This window comes from Rhodanobacter sp. FW102-FHT14D06, assembly GCF_043950705.1.
In the GTDB taxonomy this organism is placed as follows: Bacteria; Pseudomonadota; Gammaproteobacteria; order Xanthomonadales; family Rhodanobacteraceae; genus Rhodanobacter.
In genome coordinates, this window is sequence record NZ_CP170722.1 from 1277846 (window position 1) to 1292316 (window position 14471).

A 14471-nucleotide genomic window follows, 5' to 3' on the forward strand; every position below is an offset into this window, starting at 1 on the left:
CAGCCTGCGCGGCGGTGGCATACTCGGGGTTTCCCGGCCCGAGAGATCTCCCGCCCATGCGCCTGTTTCCGCTTCTTGCCTTCGGTACGCTGCTGTTGCCGGTGGCTGCCCAAGCCAACGATCCGAACTCCTACGCCCAGCCCGACCAGGTGCGGGTGACACATCTGGATCTCGACCTCAACATCGACTTCCCGCACAAGCAGCTCGCGGGCCAGGCGACGCTGAAGCTGGATTGGCGCAACCCGCAGGCGCAGTCGCTGGTGCTGGATACGCGCGACCTGAAGATCGCCAAGGTCGAGGCGCTGGCCGCCGACGGCAAGGCCACGCCGCTGAAATACGCGCTGGCACCGCGCGACAAGGAGCTGGGCAGCAAGCTCACCATCACCGCGCCGAAGCATCCGGCGCAGGTGCGCATCGTCTACAGCACGGCACCCACCGCGTCCGGCCTGCAGTGGCTGACCCCGGCGCAGACGGCGGACAAGCGCGCGCCGTTCATGTTCTCGCAGTCCGAATCCATCCACGCGCGCTCGTGGGTGCCGCTGCAGGACTCGCCGGCGATCCGCTTCACCTACGACGCGCACGTCAGCGCGCCGAAGAACATGCGCGTGGTGATGAGCGCGCTCAATGACGCGCAGCATCCGCTTGACGGCGATTTCAGGTTCGACCAGCCGCACCCGATCCCGTCCTACCTGCTGGCGATCGCCGCCGGCGACCTCGCGGTGAAGGAAACCGGCCCGCGCTCGGCCGTGTACGCGGAACCCTCGGTGGTGGCCAAGGCCGCGCACGAATTCGAGGACACCGAGAAACTGATCGAAGCCACCGAGAAGCTCTACGGCCCCTACGCCTGGGGCCGCTACGACATCCTGGTGCTGCCGCCCTCGTTCCCGTTCGGCGGCATGGAAAACCCGAACATGACGTTCGCCACCCCGACCGTGCTGGTGGGCGACAAGAGCCTGGTTTCGCTGGTCTCGCACGAGCTGGCGCACTCGTGGTCGGGCAACCTGGTCACCGCCGCGGCGTGGCGTGACATCTGGCTCAACGAGGGTTTCACCACCTACGTGCAGGGCCGCATCACCGAGGCGGTGTACGGCAAGAGCCAGGCCGACGAGGAGGCACTGCTGTCGGCGCGCGCGCTGCAGAAAAGCATCGGCGCGATGGCCGAGAACGCGCAGAAGCTGGCGCCCGACCCGCGCGGCGTGGGCGCCGATGACTCGCTCTCCGACGTGGCCTACGACAAGGGCTCGTGGTTCCTGCGCACGCTGGAGCAACGCTTCGGTCGCGCCGATTTCGATGCCTACCTGAAGGGCTATTTCAAGCATTTCGCCTGGCACAGCATCACCACCGAGCAGATGCTCGACTACATGAAGCCGAACCTGATCGAGAAGTACCCCGGCAAGATGAGCTGGGCGGAGGTACGCGAATGGGTCTACGGCAGCGGCATCCCCAAGGATGCACCGCTGCCCGAGTCGCCGAGCTTCGACGCGATCGACAGGCAGCGCGGCGAATTTCTTGCCGGCACGCTGGCGGCCGACAAGCTCGACGCGAAGGGATGGAACACGCAGGAGTGGATGTATTTCCTCGACCGCCTGCCCGACGCGCCGGCGCTGGACAGGATGCAGCAGCTCGACGCCGCCTGGCACCTCACCGGCACGCCGAACGCGGAGATCGGCATGCGCTGGTACAGCCACGCGATTGCCGCCGGCGACAAGGCGGTGTGGGATGCCGCCGCCGAGCACATGACCCGGATCGGCCGCATCTACCTCACCACGCCGCTGTACAAGGCGTTCGTGAAAACGCCGGAAGGACTGGCCTTCGCCGAGCAGGTCTACGCCAAGGCGAAAGCCGGCTACCACCCGCTGACCCAGCAGGTGGTGGAGGGCATCCTCGCCAAGGCGAAGCAGGCGGACAAGCCTGAGTGAGCCCGACCTCGCCCACCGACACGACCACGCCGCTGTGGAAGCGCATGCTGCGACGGCGGCTGAAGTTCCTTGCCTGGCTGGTGGCGCTGCTGGCCATCGTGCTGGGCGGCAGCTACCTGTTCGCGCCGCAATGGCTGATGCGCGCCGGGCACCTGCGCGAGGCGATGGCGGCCAAGCTGGAAACACACAGCGTGCAGGTCGGCGACACCCGCTGGTCGTACTACGAAGGCGGCGAAGGCCCGACCATCGTGCTGCTGCACGGCTTCGCCGGCGACAAGGATGTCTGGTTGCCGGTAGCCGCGTTGCTGAGTGCGCATTTCCATCTGGTCATCCCCGACCTGCCCGGCTGGGGCGAATCCTCGCGCGTGGCGCAGGGCAACTACGACGTCGACGCGCAGGCCGCGCGACTGGACGCCTTCGTGCAGGCACTGCGACTGCCGCGCTTCATGCTGGCCGGCCACGGCACCGGCGCAGCGATCGCCGCCGCGTATGCCGCCGACCAGCCGCAGCGCGTGGCCGGCCTGGCCCTGCTCGATGCGTACGGCCTGAAAGCCGGCGAGAGCGACTTGACGCGCCTGGTACGCGCGGGCAACAACCCCTACCTGTTCGGGGACCGCGCCGGTTACGCGCAGCTGGCCGCGCTGGAGTTCGCGCAGCCGCCCGACCGGCCCGGCCGCTTCGTCGACGTGCTGGTCGAGCGCAATCGGCGCGACCGCGATTTCATCCAGCGCACGTTTCAGGCCTGGCACGCGCAGCCGCTGGCGCTGCAGCAGCGGCTGGGCCGGCTGACCATGCCGGTGCTGGGGTTGTGGTGCCACGATGACAGGATCACCGACATCTCGGCGCTGGACAGCCTGCGCAACGGACTGACCGCCGCCAGCGCGATCAGCACCAGCACGATCAACGGCTGCGGCCACCTGCCGATGCTGGAAAAGCCCGAGACGACGGCGCAGATACTCACCGGTTTTGCGCTGTCGCACTGAACGGAACCGGTCGCCACGGCAGCCGGCGGGGGAAAACATGATGGATTGTGGTTGCCGACATGGGAGAATGCACGCATGAGCCTGCACACCGGCATGGCGCCTGGCAAGAAAGTGCAACGATGAAGCAGAACCTCGTTCGTTCAGCTGTGGATGCGATTGCGCGGATGTCCACCACGCGGACCAACTACTGGACCGAGTTGGTGCTGGACACGGCGTTGGGCGCGTGGCTGCTGGTCGTCGGCTGGCGCCATCTCGACGGCGGTCCCTGGCTGGCTGCCGGCGCGATCGCACTGGGCCTGTTCGCCTTCAGCTTCATCGAGTACTTCTTCCACCGCTGGATGTTCCACACCCGCATCCCGCTGTTCGAGCAGGGCCACCGCATGCACCACGAGCGTCCGCTCGGCTACGACTCGCTGCCGTTCTTCCTGCCGGCGATGGTGCTGATTGCGCTGACCGCGGTGCTGGTGGTGCTGATGCCGTTCGGGTTCGCGCTGCTGCTGGCCGGCTCGATCACGCTCGGCTACATCGTCTACGGCCTGGCCCACTTCATCATCCACCACGTGCGCTTCAAGCAGCCGGTGCTGCGCCGCTGGGCCGGCGCCCATCACGTGCACCACTACCACCCGGATACCAACTTCGGCGTCACCACGCCGCTGTGGGACATCCTGCTGCGCACGCGCTACGTGCGCCAGCCGCGCAAGGCAGTCTGACCGGCGCGTCACCGCGCCCCCTATCGAGGCCAGGTTCCATGCCCACAAACGAGTACCTGCTGATCTCGCGCGGACAATGGGACGAAGATGCCGACAAGGACGCCGTGCAGGACACCATCGACCGCTTCTACGCCTGGTACGAGCAAGGCCTGGCGCAAGGGCGACTCAAGCCGGGCAGCCGCCTGGCGAACCGCGGCAAGCTGGTGTCCCGCGAAGCGGTGACGGATGGTCCGTTCAGCGAATCCAAGGAGCTGGTCGGCGGCTACTGGTTCATCGTGGCCGACACGCTGGAGGAAGCCGCCTCGATCGCCGCGGAGAACCCCTGCCTCGCCTTCGGCCTGACCGTCGAGGTGCGTCCGCTGGAGTCGGTGCGCTCCAGCGTGGAGATCGTCACCAACGAGACACCGCGACGCTGGAAGACCACCGACGCCTGAGCCGGCGAGGACGCCGCGCCGTTCAATCGGCCACGTCGGCGACCAGCCGGTCGAGTTCGGCCTTGAGGATCGCGCCGTGCTGGCGCAGCCAGTCGCGCTGTTCGCGCCAGTCGGGATAAAGCGTTTCCACCAGTGCCCAGAAGCGCGGCGAGTGGTTGCGCACGCGCAGGTGGCACAGCTCATGAACCAGCACGTAGCGCAACGCGGCCGACGGCGCCAGCGCCAGCGCGAGGTCGAGGTTGATGCGATCGCGCGTGTCCAGGCTGCCCCACAGGCTCTTCATCGGGCGGATGCGCAGCGAGGTCGGCGCCAGGCCCAGCTGCGGCACGTGGACCGCCATCCAGCGCGACACGTCGCGACGGATCAGCAACTCCAGGTGGGAGGCGAGCAGGCCGCGGGCGATCGGCAAGGCGCGGCTGTGCGGGCGCGGCACCACCAGGGTCAGGCCGCGCGCATGCGCCTCGATCTTCGGATAGGTGCCTTCGGACCAGTCCAGTTCCACCAGTTCGCCGCGCAGCGGAAAGTGGCACGCATGGCCGATGCGCAGCGGCGGCAGCGGCTTGACGATCAGGTTCAGTTCGTCGAGCTTCTGCTCCAGCCACACGGCGTGGCTGCGCAGGAACGCGCTGACCTGCGCCGGATGCGTGCCGCGTGGATACGACACCCGCGCGCCCTTGGGCGTGACGGTGAGGCGCAAACGTCGCGCACGCGGATGGGCGGCCTTCAACACCCGGATGGTGTTGCCGCCTGCCATCGCCAGTTCCAGCCAGTCGCCTTCGAGATGCTGCGTCATGTCCTGCCGTCCATCCGGTACGTCACGCGCGGTCGGCGTGGCGAATCCGGACAGACAGTATGCCGGCAAGCCGGCGCCCCGGCGCAAGGGCCGGGCGGCAGGCCGGCCGCAATTCCGGCCGGCTGCGAAATCTCATCCGTCGGTGGGACGCGGCAGGCCGAACCATTCCTCCAGTTTGGCCAGCAACCGCGCCAGTTCCAGCGTCAACAGGGCGAAACTGGCGTCCATTTCGGCGTGGGCGTCGGCCTGGCTGTCGCCCAGCTCGTCCAGCACCACGTCGAGGAACTTCAGCTTGCGAATGACCAGGTCCTCGCCCAGCACGAAGCTGATGCGGTCGTCGAAGGTCAGCCCCAGCAGGAATACCTGCTTGCCGTTGCGCAGGTGCTCCTTGACCTCTTCCGCATCCAGATCCTGGCGGCGGCAGCGGGCGATCGCGCCGGTGGCGGTGGCCGGGTCGCGCAGTTCGCATTCGTCGCCCAGCGCCAGCCCGGCCGGCAGGTTGCCGGTGGCCAGCCAGTCGGTCATCAGCACGCGCGGACCTTCTTCCGGCGCCAGCGGCACCGCCGGGAAGCTGCCCAGCGCCTCGCGCACCTGGCTCAGCGCGTTCTCGGCCGACTTGCGGCTGGAGGTGTCCAGCACCAGCCAGCCGTGCTTCTTGTCGACGTAGGCGGACATGCGCGACTGCCGCACGAAGGCGCGCGGCAGCAGCTCGTTGAGCAGGTCCTCCTTGATCCGCTTGCGCTCGCGGCCGCCGACCTTGCGGCCCTCCTCCTCGGCGATCTTCTGCACCTTGCGATGCAGCTCGTCGTTGATGACGGCGACGGGCAGCAGCTTGTCCTCGCCGCCGACGGTGAACAGGGTGGACTGCTTCACCGCATGGGTGAGCGGCTCGCCCTCGCCGCGGCCGACCGGCGGCACGAAGCCCCTGGTGAACATCTCCAGCGGGCCGCAGGGGCGCAGCCGGTGCTCGGCCAAGGCCTCGTCGAGGCGATCGAGATCGGTGGCGACCGCGGGGGAAAAACGGAACAGGGTGAGGTTGCGAAAGAACATTCGGTATCCGGGTATTGATGAAGCCGGCGGGAAGGATTTCAGCTCCCGCCGTTCGCCCTGAGCGCAGGCCTGAAAGGCCGAAGTCGAAGGGTATCGCAGCGTGCCCTTCGACTCCGCTGCGCTACGCTCAGGGTGAACGGTGGAGCAAGGCGGTGGTGGACAGTCAGCGGCAGACGGCGGCGACCGCCGCGGCCACGGCGTCCAGGTTGGACTCGTTCAACGCCGCCACGCAGATGCGTCCGCTGTCGAGCGCGTAGATCGCGTGCTCGTCGCGCAGGCGGTGCACCTGCGCCTTGCTCAGGCCGGAGTAGGAGAACATGCCGGCCTGCTTGTTGATGAAGCCGAAATCCGGCGCGCCGAGCGCGGCCAGCTTCTCGACGAAGCCCGCGCGCATCGCGTGGATGCGCGAACGCATGCCGCCCAGCTCCTGCTCCCAGCGCGCGCGCAGCTCGGCGCTGCCCAGCACGCCGGCGACCAGTGCGGCGCCGTGGGTGGACGGGCTGGAATAGATCGTGCGGATGACCTGCTTGATCTTCGACTGCAGCCGCGCCGCCTCGTCGCGATCGGCGCCGACCATCGACAGCGCGCCCACGCGCTCGCCGTACAGCGAGAACGACTTGGAGTACGAGTTGGCGACCACGAACGCCTCGATGCCGGAGTCCGCCAGCACGCGCACCGCGGTGGCATCCTGTTCGGTGCCGCGGTCGAAACCCTGATAGGCCATGTCGACGAACGGCAGCAGCTTGCGCTCGCGCAGCAATTCGACCAGTTGCGCCCACTGCGCGGCATCCAGATCCACGCCGGTGGGGTTGTGGCAGCACGCATGCAGCAGCACCACGGTGCCGGGTTCCATCCGGCCCAGATCTTCCAGCATGCCGGCGAAATCCAGGCCGTGGCTGGCCGCGTCGTAGTAGCGGTACTCCAGCAGTTCGAAGCCGGCGGTGCGGAACACCACGTGATGGTTGCCCCAGCTCGGGTTGCTGATCGCGACCTTCGCGTTTGCACCGGCCACCTGCCTGAGCAGGTCCGCCGCCACGCGCAGCGCGGCGCTGCCGCCGATGGTCTGCGCGGTGGCCACGCGGCCGGCCGCCAGCAGCGGCGACCGTTCGCCGAACACCAGCTGCTGGGTCAGCCGGTTGTACGCGGCGAGGCCGTCGATCGGCAGGTAGCCGCGCGGCTTCGCCGCCGCAGCCAGCGCCAGCTCCACCTCGTGCACGGTGGGCAGCAGCGGAATGCGCCCCTGCTCGTCCACGTAGATGCCCACGCCGAGGTTGATCTTGTGCGGCCGCGCGTCCGCCAGATAGGTTTCGGTGAGGCCCAGGATCGGATCGCCAGGGGCCATTTCAACGGGGGCAAAGAAGGACACGATCGGTACTCGATGGGTGGGGAAGGCACGCGCCGGGGCCGTCGATGGACGGCTTTCTCCGGCATGGCGGCGCGACGCACGGGAGAACGGCGCGAAACACCGCCGACTATAGCAAGAGCCGGCCGGCCACCGCAGCGGCGGGCGGGCCGCAACCGCCGCCCACGGCAGCGCGCGGAGCCGCCGCGTGATCCGTGGCGATTACCGCTGGCGCAGCGCCACCAGCGCGCTAAAATGGGCGGTACGTCACACGTTTGGCCATTCCCATGCCGATCCAGGATCACGCCGAAATCGCCCACCTGCTTGCCGAGCTCAAGCTGGAACATCGCGATCTCGACGTGGCGATCGACGAACTGGCCCACGCCATCGGCCGCGACGAACTGCAGCTGACCCGGCTCAAGAAGCGCAAGCTGCTGCTGAAGGACCATATCGCGCGGCTGGAAAGCAAGCTGATCCCCGACCTCGACGCCTGAGCCCATGACCCTGTTCGCCCCGATCCGCCTGCACGACGAGTACGTCGTGCTGGAGCCGCTGACGCCGGAACACGCGCCCGCGCTGGAAACCGCCGCCGCCGACGGCGAGTTGTGGAACCTCGCCGTCACCAGCGTGCCGCCACCGGGCCAGGCGGGCGATTACGTGGCGAAGGCGCTGCAAGGCCAGCGCGAAGGCCACATGCTGCCGTTCGCCGTGCGCGAGGCGCACGGCGGCGACATCGTCGGCAGCACGCGCTATTACGAGATCGACGCCGCCGTGCCGCGCCTGGCCATCGGCTACACCTGGTACGCGAAACGCTGGCAGAAGAGCCACCTCAACACCGCCTGCAAGCGGTTGCTGCTGGAGCATGCGTTCGAGACCCTGGGCTGCGCGGCCGTCGCGTTCCACACCGACGTGCTGAACGAGGATTCGCAGCGCGCGATCGAGCGCCTCGGCGCGCAACGCGAAGGCGTGCTGCGCGCGCACCGCCGCCGCACCGACGGCAGCCTGCGCGACACGGTGTGCTTCAGCATCCTCGCCGAGGAATGGGGCAACGTCGCCAACTGGCTGGACATGCGGCTGAACCGGCTCGCCTCGAACCGATAGGCGGCCCCGCCCTACAGCAGGCGATTGACCAGGCGGGCGAGTTGCGTGCGGTTCAAGCGGCGCAGCAGCCGACGCACTTCGGGCGGGTACTGGCGCGGGCTTTCCAGCGCGCGGTAATCGGCCAGCTGCACGGCATGCCGGCGCAGTGCCGCCCATTCCGCCTCGTGCTGCGCGTGCAGCCGTTTCGCCGGGTCGCGCAGCAGCAGGCCGTTTTCCAGATCCAGCGACCATGCACGCGGGTTGAGGTTGTGGCCGGTCAGCACGGCCACGTCGTCATCCACGAACAGGCCTTTCAGGTGGTAGCTGTTGTCGCCGTCGCGCCACAGGTGCAGCCGCAACCGGCCGGCCTCGATCTGCGCACGGTGCGCGCGCGCAAAGCGGCGCAGATTGTTCTCGTACAGGTACGGCAGCAGGCCGATGGTCTTGAACGGTTGCTCCGGCGGTATGTAGAAATCGTTGGCGACCTTGTCGCCGACCATGATGTCGATGCAGCAGCCGCGCCGCAGCAACTGGCCGAGCACCAACCGTACCGGACGTGGCAGGTTGAAGTACGGCGTCAGCAGGATCACCCGCTCGCGCGCCTCCCGGAGCAGCGCCAGCAGCACCGCGTCGAGCTGGTTGCCGCTGCGGCCAAAACCCAGCAGCGGAGTCACCGCCACCTGGTCCGCATTCGGCAGCGCCGGGATCACTTCGTACCGCGCCTGCTGCAACTGCCCGCGCAAGCGGCGGATCTGCGGCTGCAGGCTGCGCGTGCTCGGCACCTCAGCCACGTTCAACTGCCGCACCGCGCCACTGCCGGCGAGCCGGCTCGCGACGAAGCCGGCCATCGCGTCGGCCAGGCCCGCATGCCGCAGCAGGTGGTAGCGATCGAGTCGGTAGCGATCGTGTCGCGCCAGGTAGACGTCGTTGAGACTGGCGCCGCTGTACAACACCGCGTCGTCGACCACGAAGCCCTTCAGGTGCAGGACGCCAAACAACTCGCGGTTCTGCACCGGCACGCCGTAGATCGGCACGCCATCGCCCAGCCGCTGCGCCCATTCGCGGTACATGCCGGCGTTGCCCGCGCTCTTGTGTTTGCCGATCAGCCCGCGCTGCGCGCGGTGCCAGTCGACGAACACCGCGATGTCCAGCTCGGGCCGGCGCGCCTTGGCCGCGTAAAGCGCCGCCAATATCTCGCGACCGCCATCGTCGTCCTGCAGGTACAAGGTCACGATCACGATGCGCCGGGCAGCCTGCGCGATCAGCGTCAGCAGGGTTTGCCGGAACGCCGCCGGATCGGACAGGCAGCTGATCGCCGCCGCATCCACCGCAAACGCCGGCAAGGCTGTGCGCGGATTGCCCTTGCGTCGCGGCAGCGACACCAGGCGTCGAGCCAGGCGGATAGGTGTTGTCATCAGGGTCTTGCGCGCAATCATTCCTCCATCATCGCAAACCATGCCGCGCACTACGACCCGTCCGGCGGGAATTGCCTGCGGCGAACCATGGCCGGACCGTTCCGCGCGCCGGCGGGTCCCTGCGCGACCCGCACCGGCGCCGAGGGGGTCGGCGCAGCACCAGCACCTGCTGCCGACTGTCGCTGAGCGCTCGCGGTGGCGGGCGCGCCTCGGCCAAGGCGGGGATTTCCGCCGGCGGCTGCCGGTATTCCCATGGCGGGGCTGCCGTCGCGCCGGCCGCATCGTGGCAAGCGCCGGCGACCATCGGATCAACCCGTGACAAGCCACCATCCACCTGGCACCGCCGTGGCGGCGCTTGCTGGCGCCCGCCCCTGTCAGCCTCGCCGTGGCGGCGGTGACCCGCTGCGCCTGCGTCCCAGCGACGCGCGGCAGTGTTCATAGAACGCCTCGGTCAAGGATGTCTCGCGCACGTTGGCGGACGACATGAACACGTACTCCTGCTCGATCGTCGGCGCGAAGCGGCGAATGCGCACGCCGGTCCACAACGAATGACGCGACAGCAGCTCGTTGACGATCGCGATGCCGACGCCTTCGGCCGCCAGCGCACAGGCCGCGCCCACGTTATGGGCTTCCAGCCGCACCGTCTGGCGCACCCCCGCCTGCTGGAAGGCCTGGTCGATCCGCATGCGGGTGTCGCCGCCGCGATGGCCGACCAGGATCAGCGGTTCGCCGGCAAGATCCCTGGCGCCGATCGGGCGCTTGCCCGCCGACAGCCGGTGCGCCGGCGGCAGCACGCAAACCGTGGGGCTGCTGATCAGCGGCCGCAGGCGGATGCCGGGATGATCCAGCGGCAGTTTGCCGAAACCGCAATCGGCGGTGCGCGTGGCAACCAGGTTCATCACCGTCGGCCGGGTGCGCGAATCGACATTGATGTGGATATTGGGATGCAGGCTCAGGAACGAAGCGACCAGCTTCACCAGCGGCCCCTCGGCGAAACTCGGCGGCGCCACCACGCGCAGTTGCCCGGCATTGGTCTGGCGGATGTCCTGGGCCAGCACATTGATCCGCTCGACGCCTTGCAGCGCCAGATCCACCTCCTCGAACAGCAGCAGCGCCTGCGAAGTGGGCAGCAGCCGCCCCTTGCTGCGGTGGAACAACTTGAAGCCCAGTTCGGTCTCGAACTGCCCCAGCAGGCGGCTCACCGCAGGCTGGCTCAAGCTCAGGCTGCGCCCGGCGGCGGTGGCCGAACCGAGCCGGATGATTTCGCGAAAGGCTTCCAGCGCCTTGAGGTTGTCGAGCTTCATGGGCGGAGCGCCACGTGGCGGCAGTGAATGGGCTGCCGAACAACGTACACGATCAAGCGGGCGACGCCACTGGCAACACCGGCAACAGCAGTCGCGACGGGTGTGCGCGGTCCAGATGCACGCGATTGTGCGCCGGCCTGGATTCGCGCCAGCGACCGGGCGCCGTATCGGTGTTCGGATTGAGGTCGAAATGCGGATAGTTGCTGCTGGACACGTCCAGCCGGATCCGATGGCCCACCGCGAAATGGTTGGCAGTGGCGAAGGCCTCCACCTCCACCTCGACCACCTCGCCCGGCACCAGCCAGCGCGGCTGCTGCCAGGAATCGCGATAGCGCAAACGCAGGATGCCGTCGCTGAGGTTCATCGCGAAACCGTGCGGGTAGTCGGCATGGGGCGGGTACTCGTCGATCAGCTTGATCGTGATGTCGGTATCCCGGCAATCGGAGGAAACGAACAGCCTCACGCGGATGGGCCCGGCGATATCGACCGCGCGCGCCAGCGGCGCGCTGCGAAAACACAACACATCGTCGCGCTCGCCGATGTCGCGACCCGTGCCGGCGCAGCCGAAGAAACGGGCGTCGTCGCGCTGGTCGAAGGCGCCCGGTGGCATCACCCCCTCGGCCGAGGTGATGGTGCCGCCGATGGTCGGCACCGGTCGCGCAGGATCGTAGACATAGTCCAGCGCCGCGAACCGCTCCGTCGGCGGCGTGGCGTCGAGCCGGCCATCGGCATGCAGGTGCCACGCCTGGCTGGTGGTGCCGGGCAAGGGCCAGTCGTCGGCATGCAACCAGCGCCCGCCGTGCTCCAGCCGGCCCTCGGCGTTGCGCCGGCCGCTGCCGCCGCCCATCAGGAAGATCGACACGCGACCGCGCGCGAACGGGTTGTCGGCCTGTCGCCCCAGCAGATGGTCGTACCACGCGCGACGCAGCTCGTAGAACGAGTGGCCGAACGCCGCATCCAGTGTCGCCTGCTCGCCGAAATCAACATCGCCGGCGAACGTCTGCGAGCGCCGGCCATGAATCCACGGCCCCATCACCAGGTGCACCGGAGCATGCTTGCGCCGCGACAGGCCGAGGTAATTGTCGGTGGCGGTGCGCACGTAGGGGTCGTACCAGCTGGACATGTGCACCATCGGCACGTCGGCGTAGGTGTCGTAATGGCGCTCACCGCACAACTCGACCTGTTGCCAATAGGGGCCGAAATCGCCGTGCTCCCATTGCTCGAACAGGTAGTCCTCGTATTCCGGTGCCGCACTGACCGGCGAGTCGCCGCGCGCCCACGGCATGCGCCGAAACCAGGCGCGAATGTCCTGCGCCTGCAATGCTGCCTTGCGGCTGGAATCCTGCTGCGTCAGCGGGCTCAGCAAGGCGTGCTTCAAGGCCCAGGTCGCCTGCTTGAGTTCGAACGCACCACCCTGCCGGATGCCGCCGTGGTACGCGTTGGAGAAGCCGCCGGAGTCGACGAACTGGGCGCTCAGCGCCGCGGGCGCCAGGCTGCCCAGCGCTGTCTGCACGTGCGCGCAATAGGACAGGCCCTGGGTGATCACGCGACCATCGCTCCACGACTGCGCCGCCAGCCAGGCAAGGGTGTCGACACCGTCAACGGCCTCGTTGGTGTACTTGGTGAACACGCCTTGCGAACGGTAGCGACCGCGACAATCCTGCATCGCCACCACGAAGCCGTGGCTGGCAAACCACCGCGCGATCTGCGGTTTCGACAAGGGCAGTGGATACCCGGCCACGACATCCGACTGCGCGGTGCCCGCCTTGTCGTAGGGCGTGCGTTCGAGCAGGCAAGGCCAACGCGACCCGCTGGCGCCGTCCGGCAGGTACAGGTCGACCGCCAACTGCACGCCATCGCGCATCGTCACCATCACGTCCGCACGCAGGCGTACCGGGTACGGGCCCGGCTGCAGGCCTGCGGCCGCTGCGTCGGCGGTGTCCGCCCGCGTTTGCTCCATGCCCTCACCGATCGCCATGCTCAGTAACCGATCCGCGTGGCGACCAGCAGGAATGCCGTCGCCACCACCGTCAGCACCAGGGTCAGCGGGAGCATGAAGCGCACCCACGCGCCGTAGTGCACCTTCGCCATCGCCAGCATCGCCAGCATCAGCCCCGAGGTGGGACTGACCGTCGCCATCAGGCCGTTGCCAAACAAGTAGGCCAGCACCACCGAGTTGCCTTGCAGCCCCGACAGCTGGCCAATCGGCCACAGGATCGGAATGCTGATTGCGGCCTTGGCCGAGGTCGAGGGAATCAGCACATCCAGCCCCGCCTCGGTGAACATGATGGCCAGCGAGGCGATCCACGACGACTGGCCGTGGATCAGGCCGGCCATGGCGTTGACCACGGTGTCGAGGATATTCGCCTCCTGCAGCAGCACGTGGATGGCGCCGGCCAGGCCGATCAGCAGCGAGGGCAGGATCATGCCCTTGATGCCATCGATGAAGGCATCCGCGCTGACCCGCGCACTCAGCCCGCCGATCACGGCAAGTCCCGCGGTCACCGCCAGGTAGAACGCGCTGAGCTCGTTGTAATGCCAGCTCCAGGTGCGTCCGGCGTAGATCATCAGCACGATCGCCAGGCCCAGCAGCAGCAGCACGCCCAGGTGCCGCCCCGACAGCGATCCCGCGGCAGGCGCGAAATCCGCCTTGGTGAAACCGCTGCGGCGGATGCGGTACAGCAGATAGGCGATGCCGATCGGCAGGAACACCGCCAGCACCGCCAGGCGCATGCCGAAACCGCTGAAGATCGGCACCTGCACGATGCCTTGCGCGATCGGCAGTACCACCGGATTGCTGACCGAGGCGATGTAGCCCAGCTTGGCCGCGATCAGCAGCATCGCCACCGCGTACAGCGGACTCAGGCGCAGCCGCTCGGCCATCGACAGCAAGACCGGCAACACCACCAGATACTCCGAAATCAGGCCCAGGAACGAGCTGCCCGCCGCCAGCGCACCCATCAGCACCGGCGCCAGCAGGTAGACATTCCCGCGCGAGCGATGCACCAGCTGGTCGAGGCCGGCGTCCAGCGCACCGGTCTGCTTGAACACGCCGAACAGGCCGCCGACGAACATCACCATGAAGATCAGCGAGGCGTTTCGCACCAGCCCCAGCGGGATGGATTCGAGCACCGTGATGACGCCGGCCGGGCGCGCCTGCTCGCCGGCCGCGCCCAGGCCAAGCAGGTGCCACCAGTCGAACGATTTCGGGATCACCGAGTAGGTCCCCGGCACCACCCGCCCATCGACGCGCTGGAACGCGCCGGAGTCCAGGACGTAGGTGAGCACCGCGCACAGCAACAGCACGGACACCAGCATCAGCACCGGGTGCACGTCGATCTTGCGACGAGGCCGCTGTGCAGGTTTGCCATCGGTGACGGGACGGTTGGCCATGCTGGGAAGATCCATGTGGTTGAGCGGGTCGCCGGCGCCCGCTCCCGC

13 protein-coding genes are annotated in these 14471 nt (G+C 68.2%); 6 read left to right on the plus strand and 7 right to left on the minus strand.

The window, feature by feature from the left end; all coding sequences use genetic code 11:
- Positions 1-56: 56 nt before the first annotated feature.
- The 4 genes from ACFCQI_RS05900 to ACFCQI_RS05915 all read left to right on the plus strand — a co-directional run bounded on the left by ACFCQI_RS05900 (position 57) and on the right by ACFCQI_RS05915 (position 4046).
- Complete coding sequence (locus tag ACFCQI_RS05900; protein ID WP_395120468.1) at positions 57-1919, plus strand: M1 family metallopeptidase; 1863 nt, start codon at positions 57-59, stop codon at positions 1917-1919.
- Between the two features lie 44 nt (positions 1920-1963).
- Positions 1964-2902, plus strand: a complete 939-nt coding sequence (locus ACFCQI_RS05905) for an alpha/beta fold hydrolase (RefSeq protein WP_395121275.1) — start codon at positions 1964-1966, stop codon at positions 2900-2902.
- 164 nt (positions 2903-3066) lie between these two features.
- The gene (locus tag ACFCQI_RS05910) at positions 3067-3612 is read left to right on the plus strand and encodes a sterol desaturase family protein (RefSeq protein WP_395120470.1); all 546 of its coding nucleotides are present in this window, start codon (positions 3067-3069) and stop codon (positions 3610-3612) included.
- 38 nt (positions 3613-3650) lie between these two features.
- A complete protein-coding gene (locus tag ACFCQI_RS05915; protein WP_395120472.1) occupies positions 3651-4046 on the plus strand; it encodes a YciI family protein in 396 nt (131 codons plus the stop codon).
- Positions 4047-4068: 22 nt separating this feature from the next.
- On the opposite strand, the gene ACFCQI_RS05920 is transcribed toward ACFCQI_RS05915, so the two are convergent.
- The 3 genes from ACFCQI_RS05920 to ACFCQI_RS05930 all read right to left on the minus strand — a co-directional run bounded on the left by ACFCQI_RS05920 (position 4069) and on the right by ACFCQI_RS05930 (position 7255).
- A complete protein-coding gene (locus ACFCQI_RS05920) occupies positions 4069-4839 on the minus strand; it encodes a M48 family metallopeptidase (protein ID WP_395120473.1) in 771 nt (256 codons plus the stop codon).
- A gap of 132 nt (positions 4840-4971) precedes the next feature.
- Positions 4972-5889, minus strand: coding sequence for a recombination-associated protein RdgC (locus tag ACFCQI_RS05925; RefSeq protein ID WP_395120475.1), 918 nt, complete (start codon positions 5887-5889; stop codon positions 4972-4974).
- 163 nt (positions 5890-6052) lie between these two features.
- Positions 6053-7255: an aromatic amino acid transaminase gene (locus ACFCQI_RS05930; protein ID WP_395120477.1), complete on the minus strand. Its 1203-nt coding sequence runs from the start codon at positions 7253-7255 to the stop codon at positions 6053-6055.
- A 263-nt stretch (positions 7256-7518) separates the two neighbouring features.
- Here ACFCQI_RS05930 and ACFCQI_RS05935 point away from each other — a divergent pair, with 263 nt between their 5' ends.
- Together ACFCQI_RS05935 and ACFCQI_RS05940 are read left to right on the plus strand one after the other, a co-directional pair.
- The gene (locus tag ACFCQI_RS05935) at positions 7519-7725 is read left to right on the plus strand and encodes a YdcH family protein (RefSeq protein ID WP_395120478.1); all 207 of its coding nucleotides are present in this window, start codon (positions 7519-7521) and stop codon (positions 7723-7725) included.
- Between the two features lie 4 nt (positions 7726-7729).
- Entirely contained in the window at positions 7730-8332 is a 603-nt protein-coding gene (locus ACFCQI_RS05940) for a GNAT family N-acetyltransferase (RefSeq protein ID WP_395120480.1), read from the plus strand.
- Between the two features lie 11 nt (positions 8333-8343).
- On the opposite strand, the gene pssA is transcribed toward ACFCQI_RS05940, so the two are convergent.
- The 4 genes from pssA to ACFCQI_RS05960 form a co-directional block, all read right to left on the minus strand.
- On the minus strand, positions 8344-9747 hold the full coding sequence (gene pssA, locus ACFCQI_RS05945; protein WP_395120481.1) for a CDP-diacylglycerol--serine O-phosphatidyltransferase: 1404 nt from the start codon (positions 9745-9747) through the stop codon (positions 8344-8346).
- A 353-nt stretch (positions 9748-10100) separates the two neighbouring features.
- Entirely contained in the window at positions 10101-11030 is a 930-nt protein-coding gene (locus ACFCQI_RS05950) for a LysR family transcriptional regulator (protein WP_395120483.1), read from the minus strand.
- Positions 11031-11082: 52 nt separating this feature from the next.
- The gene (locus ACFCQI_RS05955; RefSeq protein ID WP_395120484.1) at positions 11083-13008 is read right to left on the minus strand and encodes a CocE/NonD family hydrolase; all 1926 of its coding nucleotides are present in this window, start codon (positions 13006-13008) and stop codon (positions 11083-11085) included.
- A gap of 2 nt (positions 13009-13010) precedes the next feature.
- A complete protein-coding gene (locus ACFCQI_RS05960) occupies positions 13011-14423 on the minus strand; it encodes an SLC13 family permease (protein ID WP_395120485.1) in 1413 nt (470 codons plus the stop codon).
- Positions 14424-14471 lie beyond the last annotated feature (48 nt).

Coding starts and splice junctions, on each gene's coding strand:
- ACFCQI_RS05925 (WP_395120475.1), bottom strand. CDS start 5,889: ATGTTCTTTCGCAACCTCACCCTGTTCCGTTTTTCCCCCGCGGTCGCC.
- ACFCQI_RS05905 (WP_395121275.1), top strand. CDS start 1,964: ATGCTGCGACGGCGGCTGAAGTTCCTTGCCTGGCTGGTGGCGCTGCTG.
- ACFCQI_RS05955 (WP_395120484.1), bottom strand. CDS start 13,008: ATGGCGATCGGTGAGGGCATGGAGCAAACGCGGGCGGACACCGCCGAC.
- ACFCQI_RS05960 (WP_395120485.1), bottom strand. CDS start 14,423: ATGGCCAACCGTCCCGTCACCGATGGCAAACCTGCACAGCGGCCTCGT.
- ACFCQI_RS05915 (WP_395120472.1), top strand. CDS start 3,651: ATGCCCACAAACGAGTACCTGCTGATCTCGCGCGGACAATGGGACGAA.
- pssA (WP_395120481.1), bottom strand. CDS start 9,747: ATGATTGCGCGCAAGACCCTGATGACAACACCTATCCGCCTGGCTCGA.
- ACFCQI_RS05950 (WP_395120483.1), bottom strand. CDS start 11,030: ATGAAGCTCGACAACCTCAAGGCGCTGGAAGCCTTTCGCGAAATCATC.
- ACFCQI_RS05910 (WP_395120470.1), top strand. CDS start 3,067: ATGTCCACCACGCGGACCAACTACTGGACCGAGTTGGTGCTGGACACG.
- ACFCQI_RS05900 (WP_395120468.1), top strand. CDS start 57: ATGCGCCTGTTTCCGCTTCTTGCCTTCGGTACGCTGCTGTTGCCGGTG.
- ACFCQI_RS05920 (WP_395120473.1), bottom strand. CDS start 4,839: ATGACGCAGCATCTCGAAGGCGACTGGCTGGAACTGGCGATGGCAGGC.
- ACFCQI_RS05935 (WP_395120478.1), top strand. CDS start 7,519: ATGCCGATCCAGGATCACGCCGAAATCGCCCACCTGCTTGCCGAGCTC.
- ACFCQI_RS05940 (WP_395120480.1), top strand. CDS start 7,730: ATGACCCTGTTCGCCCCGATCCGCCTGCACGACGAGTACGTCGTGCTG.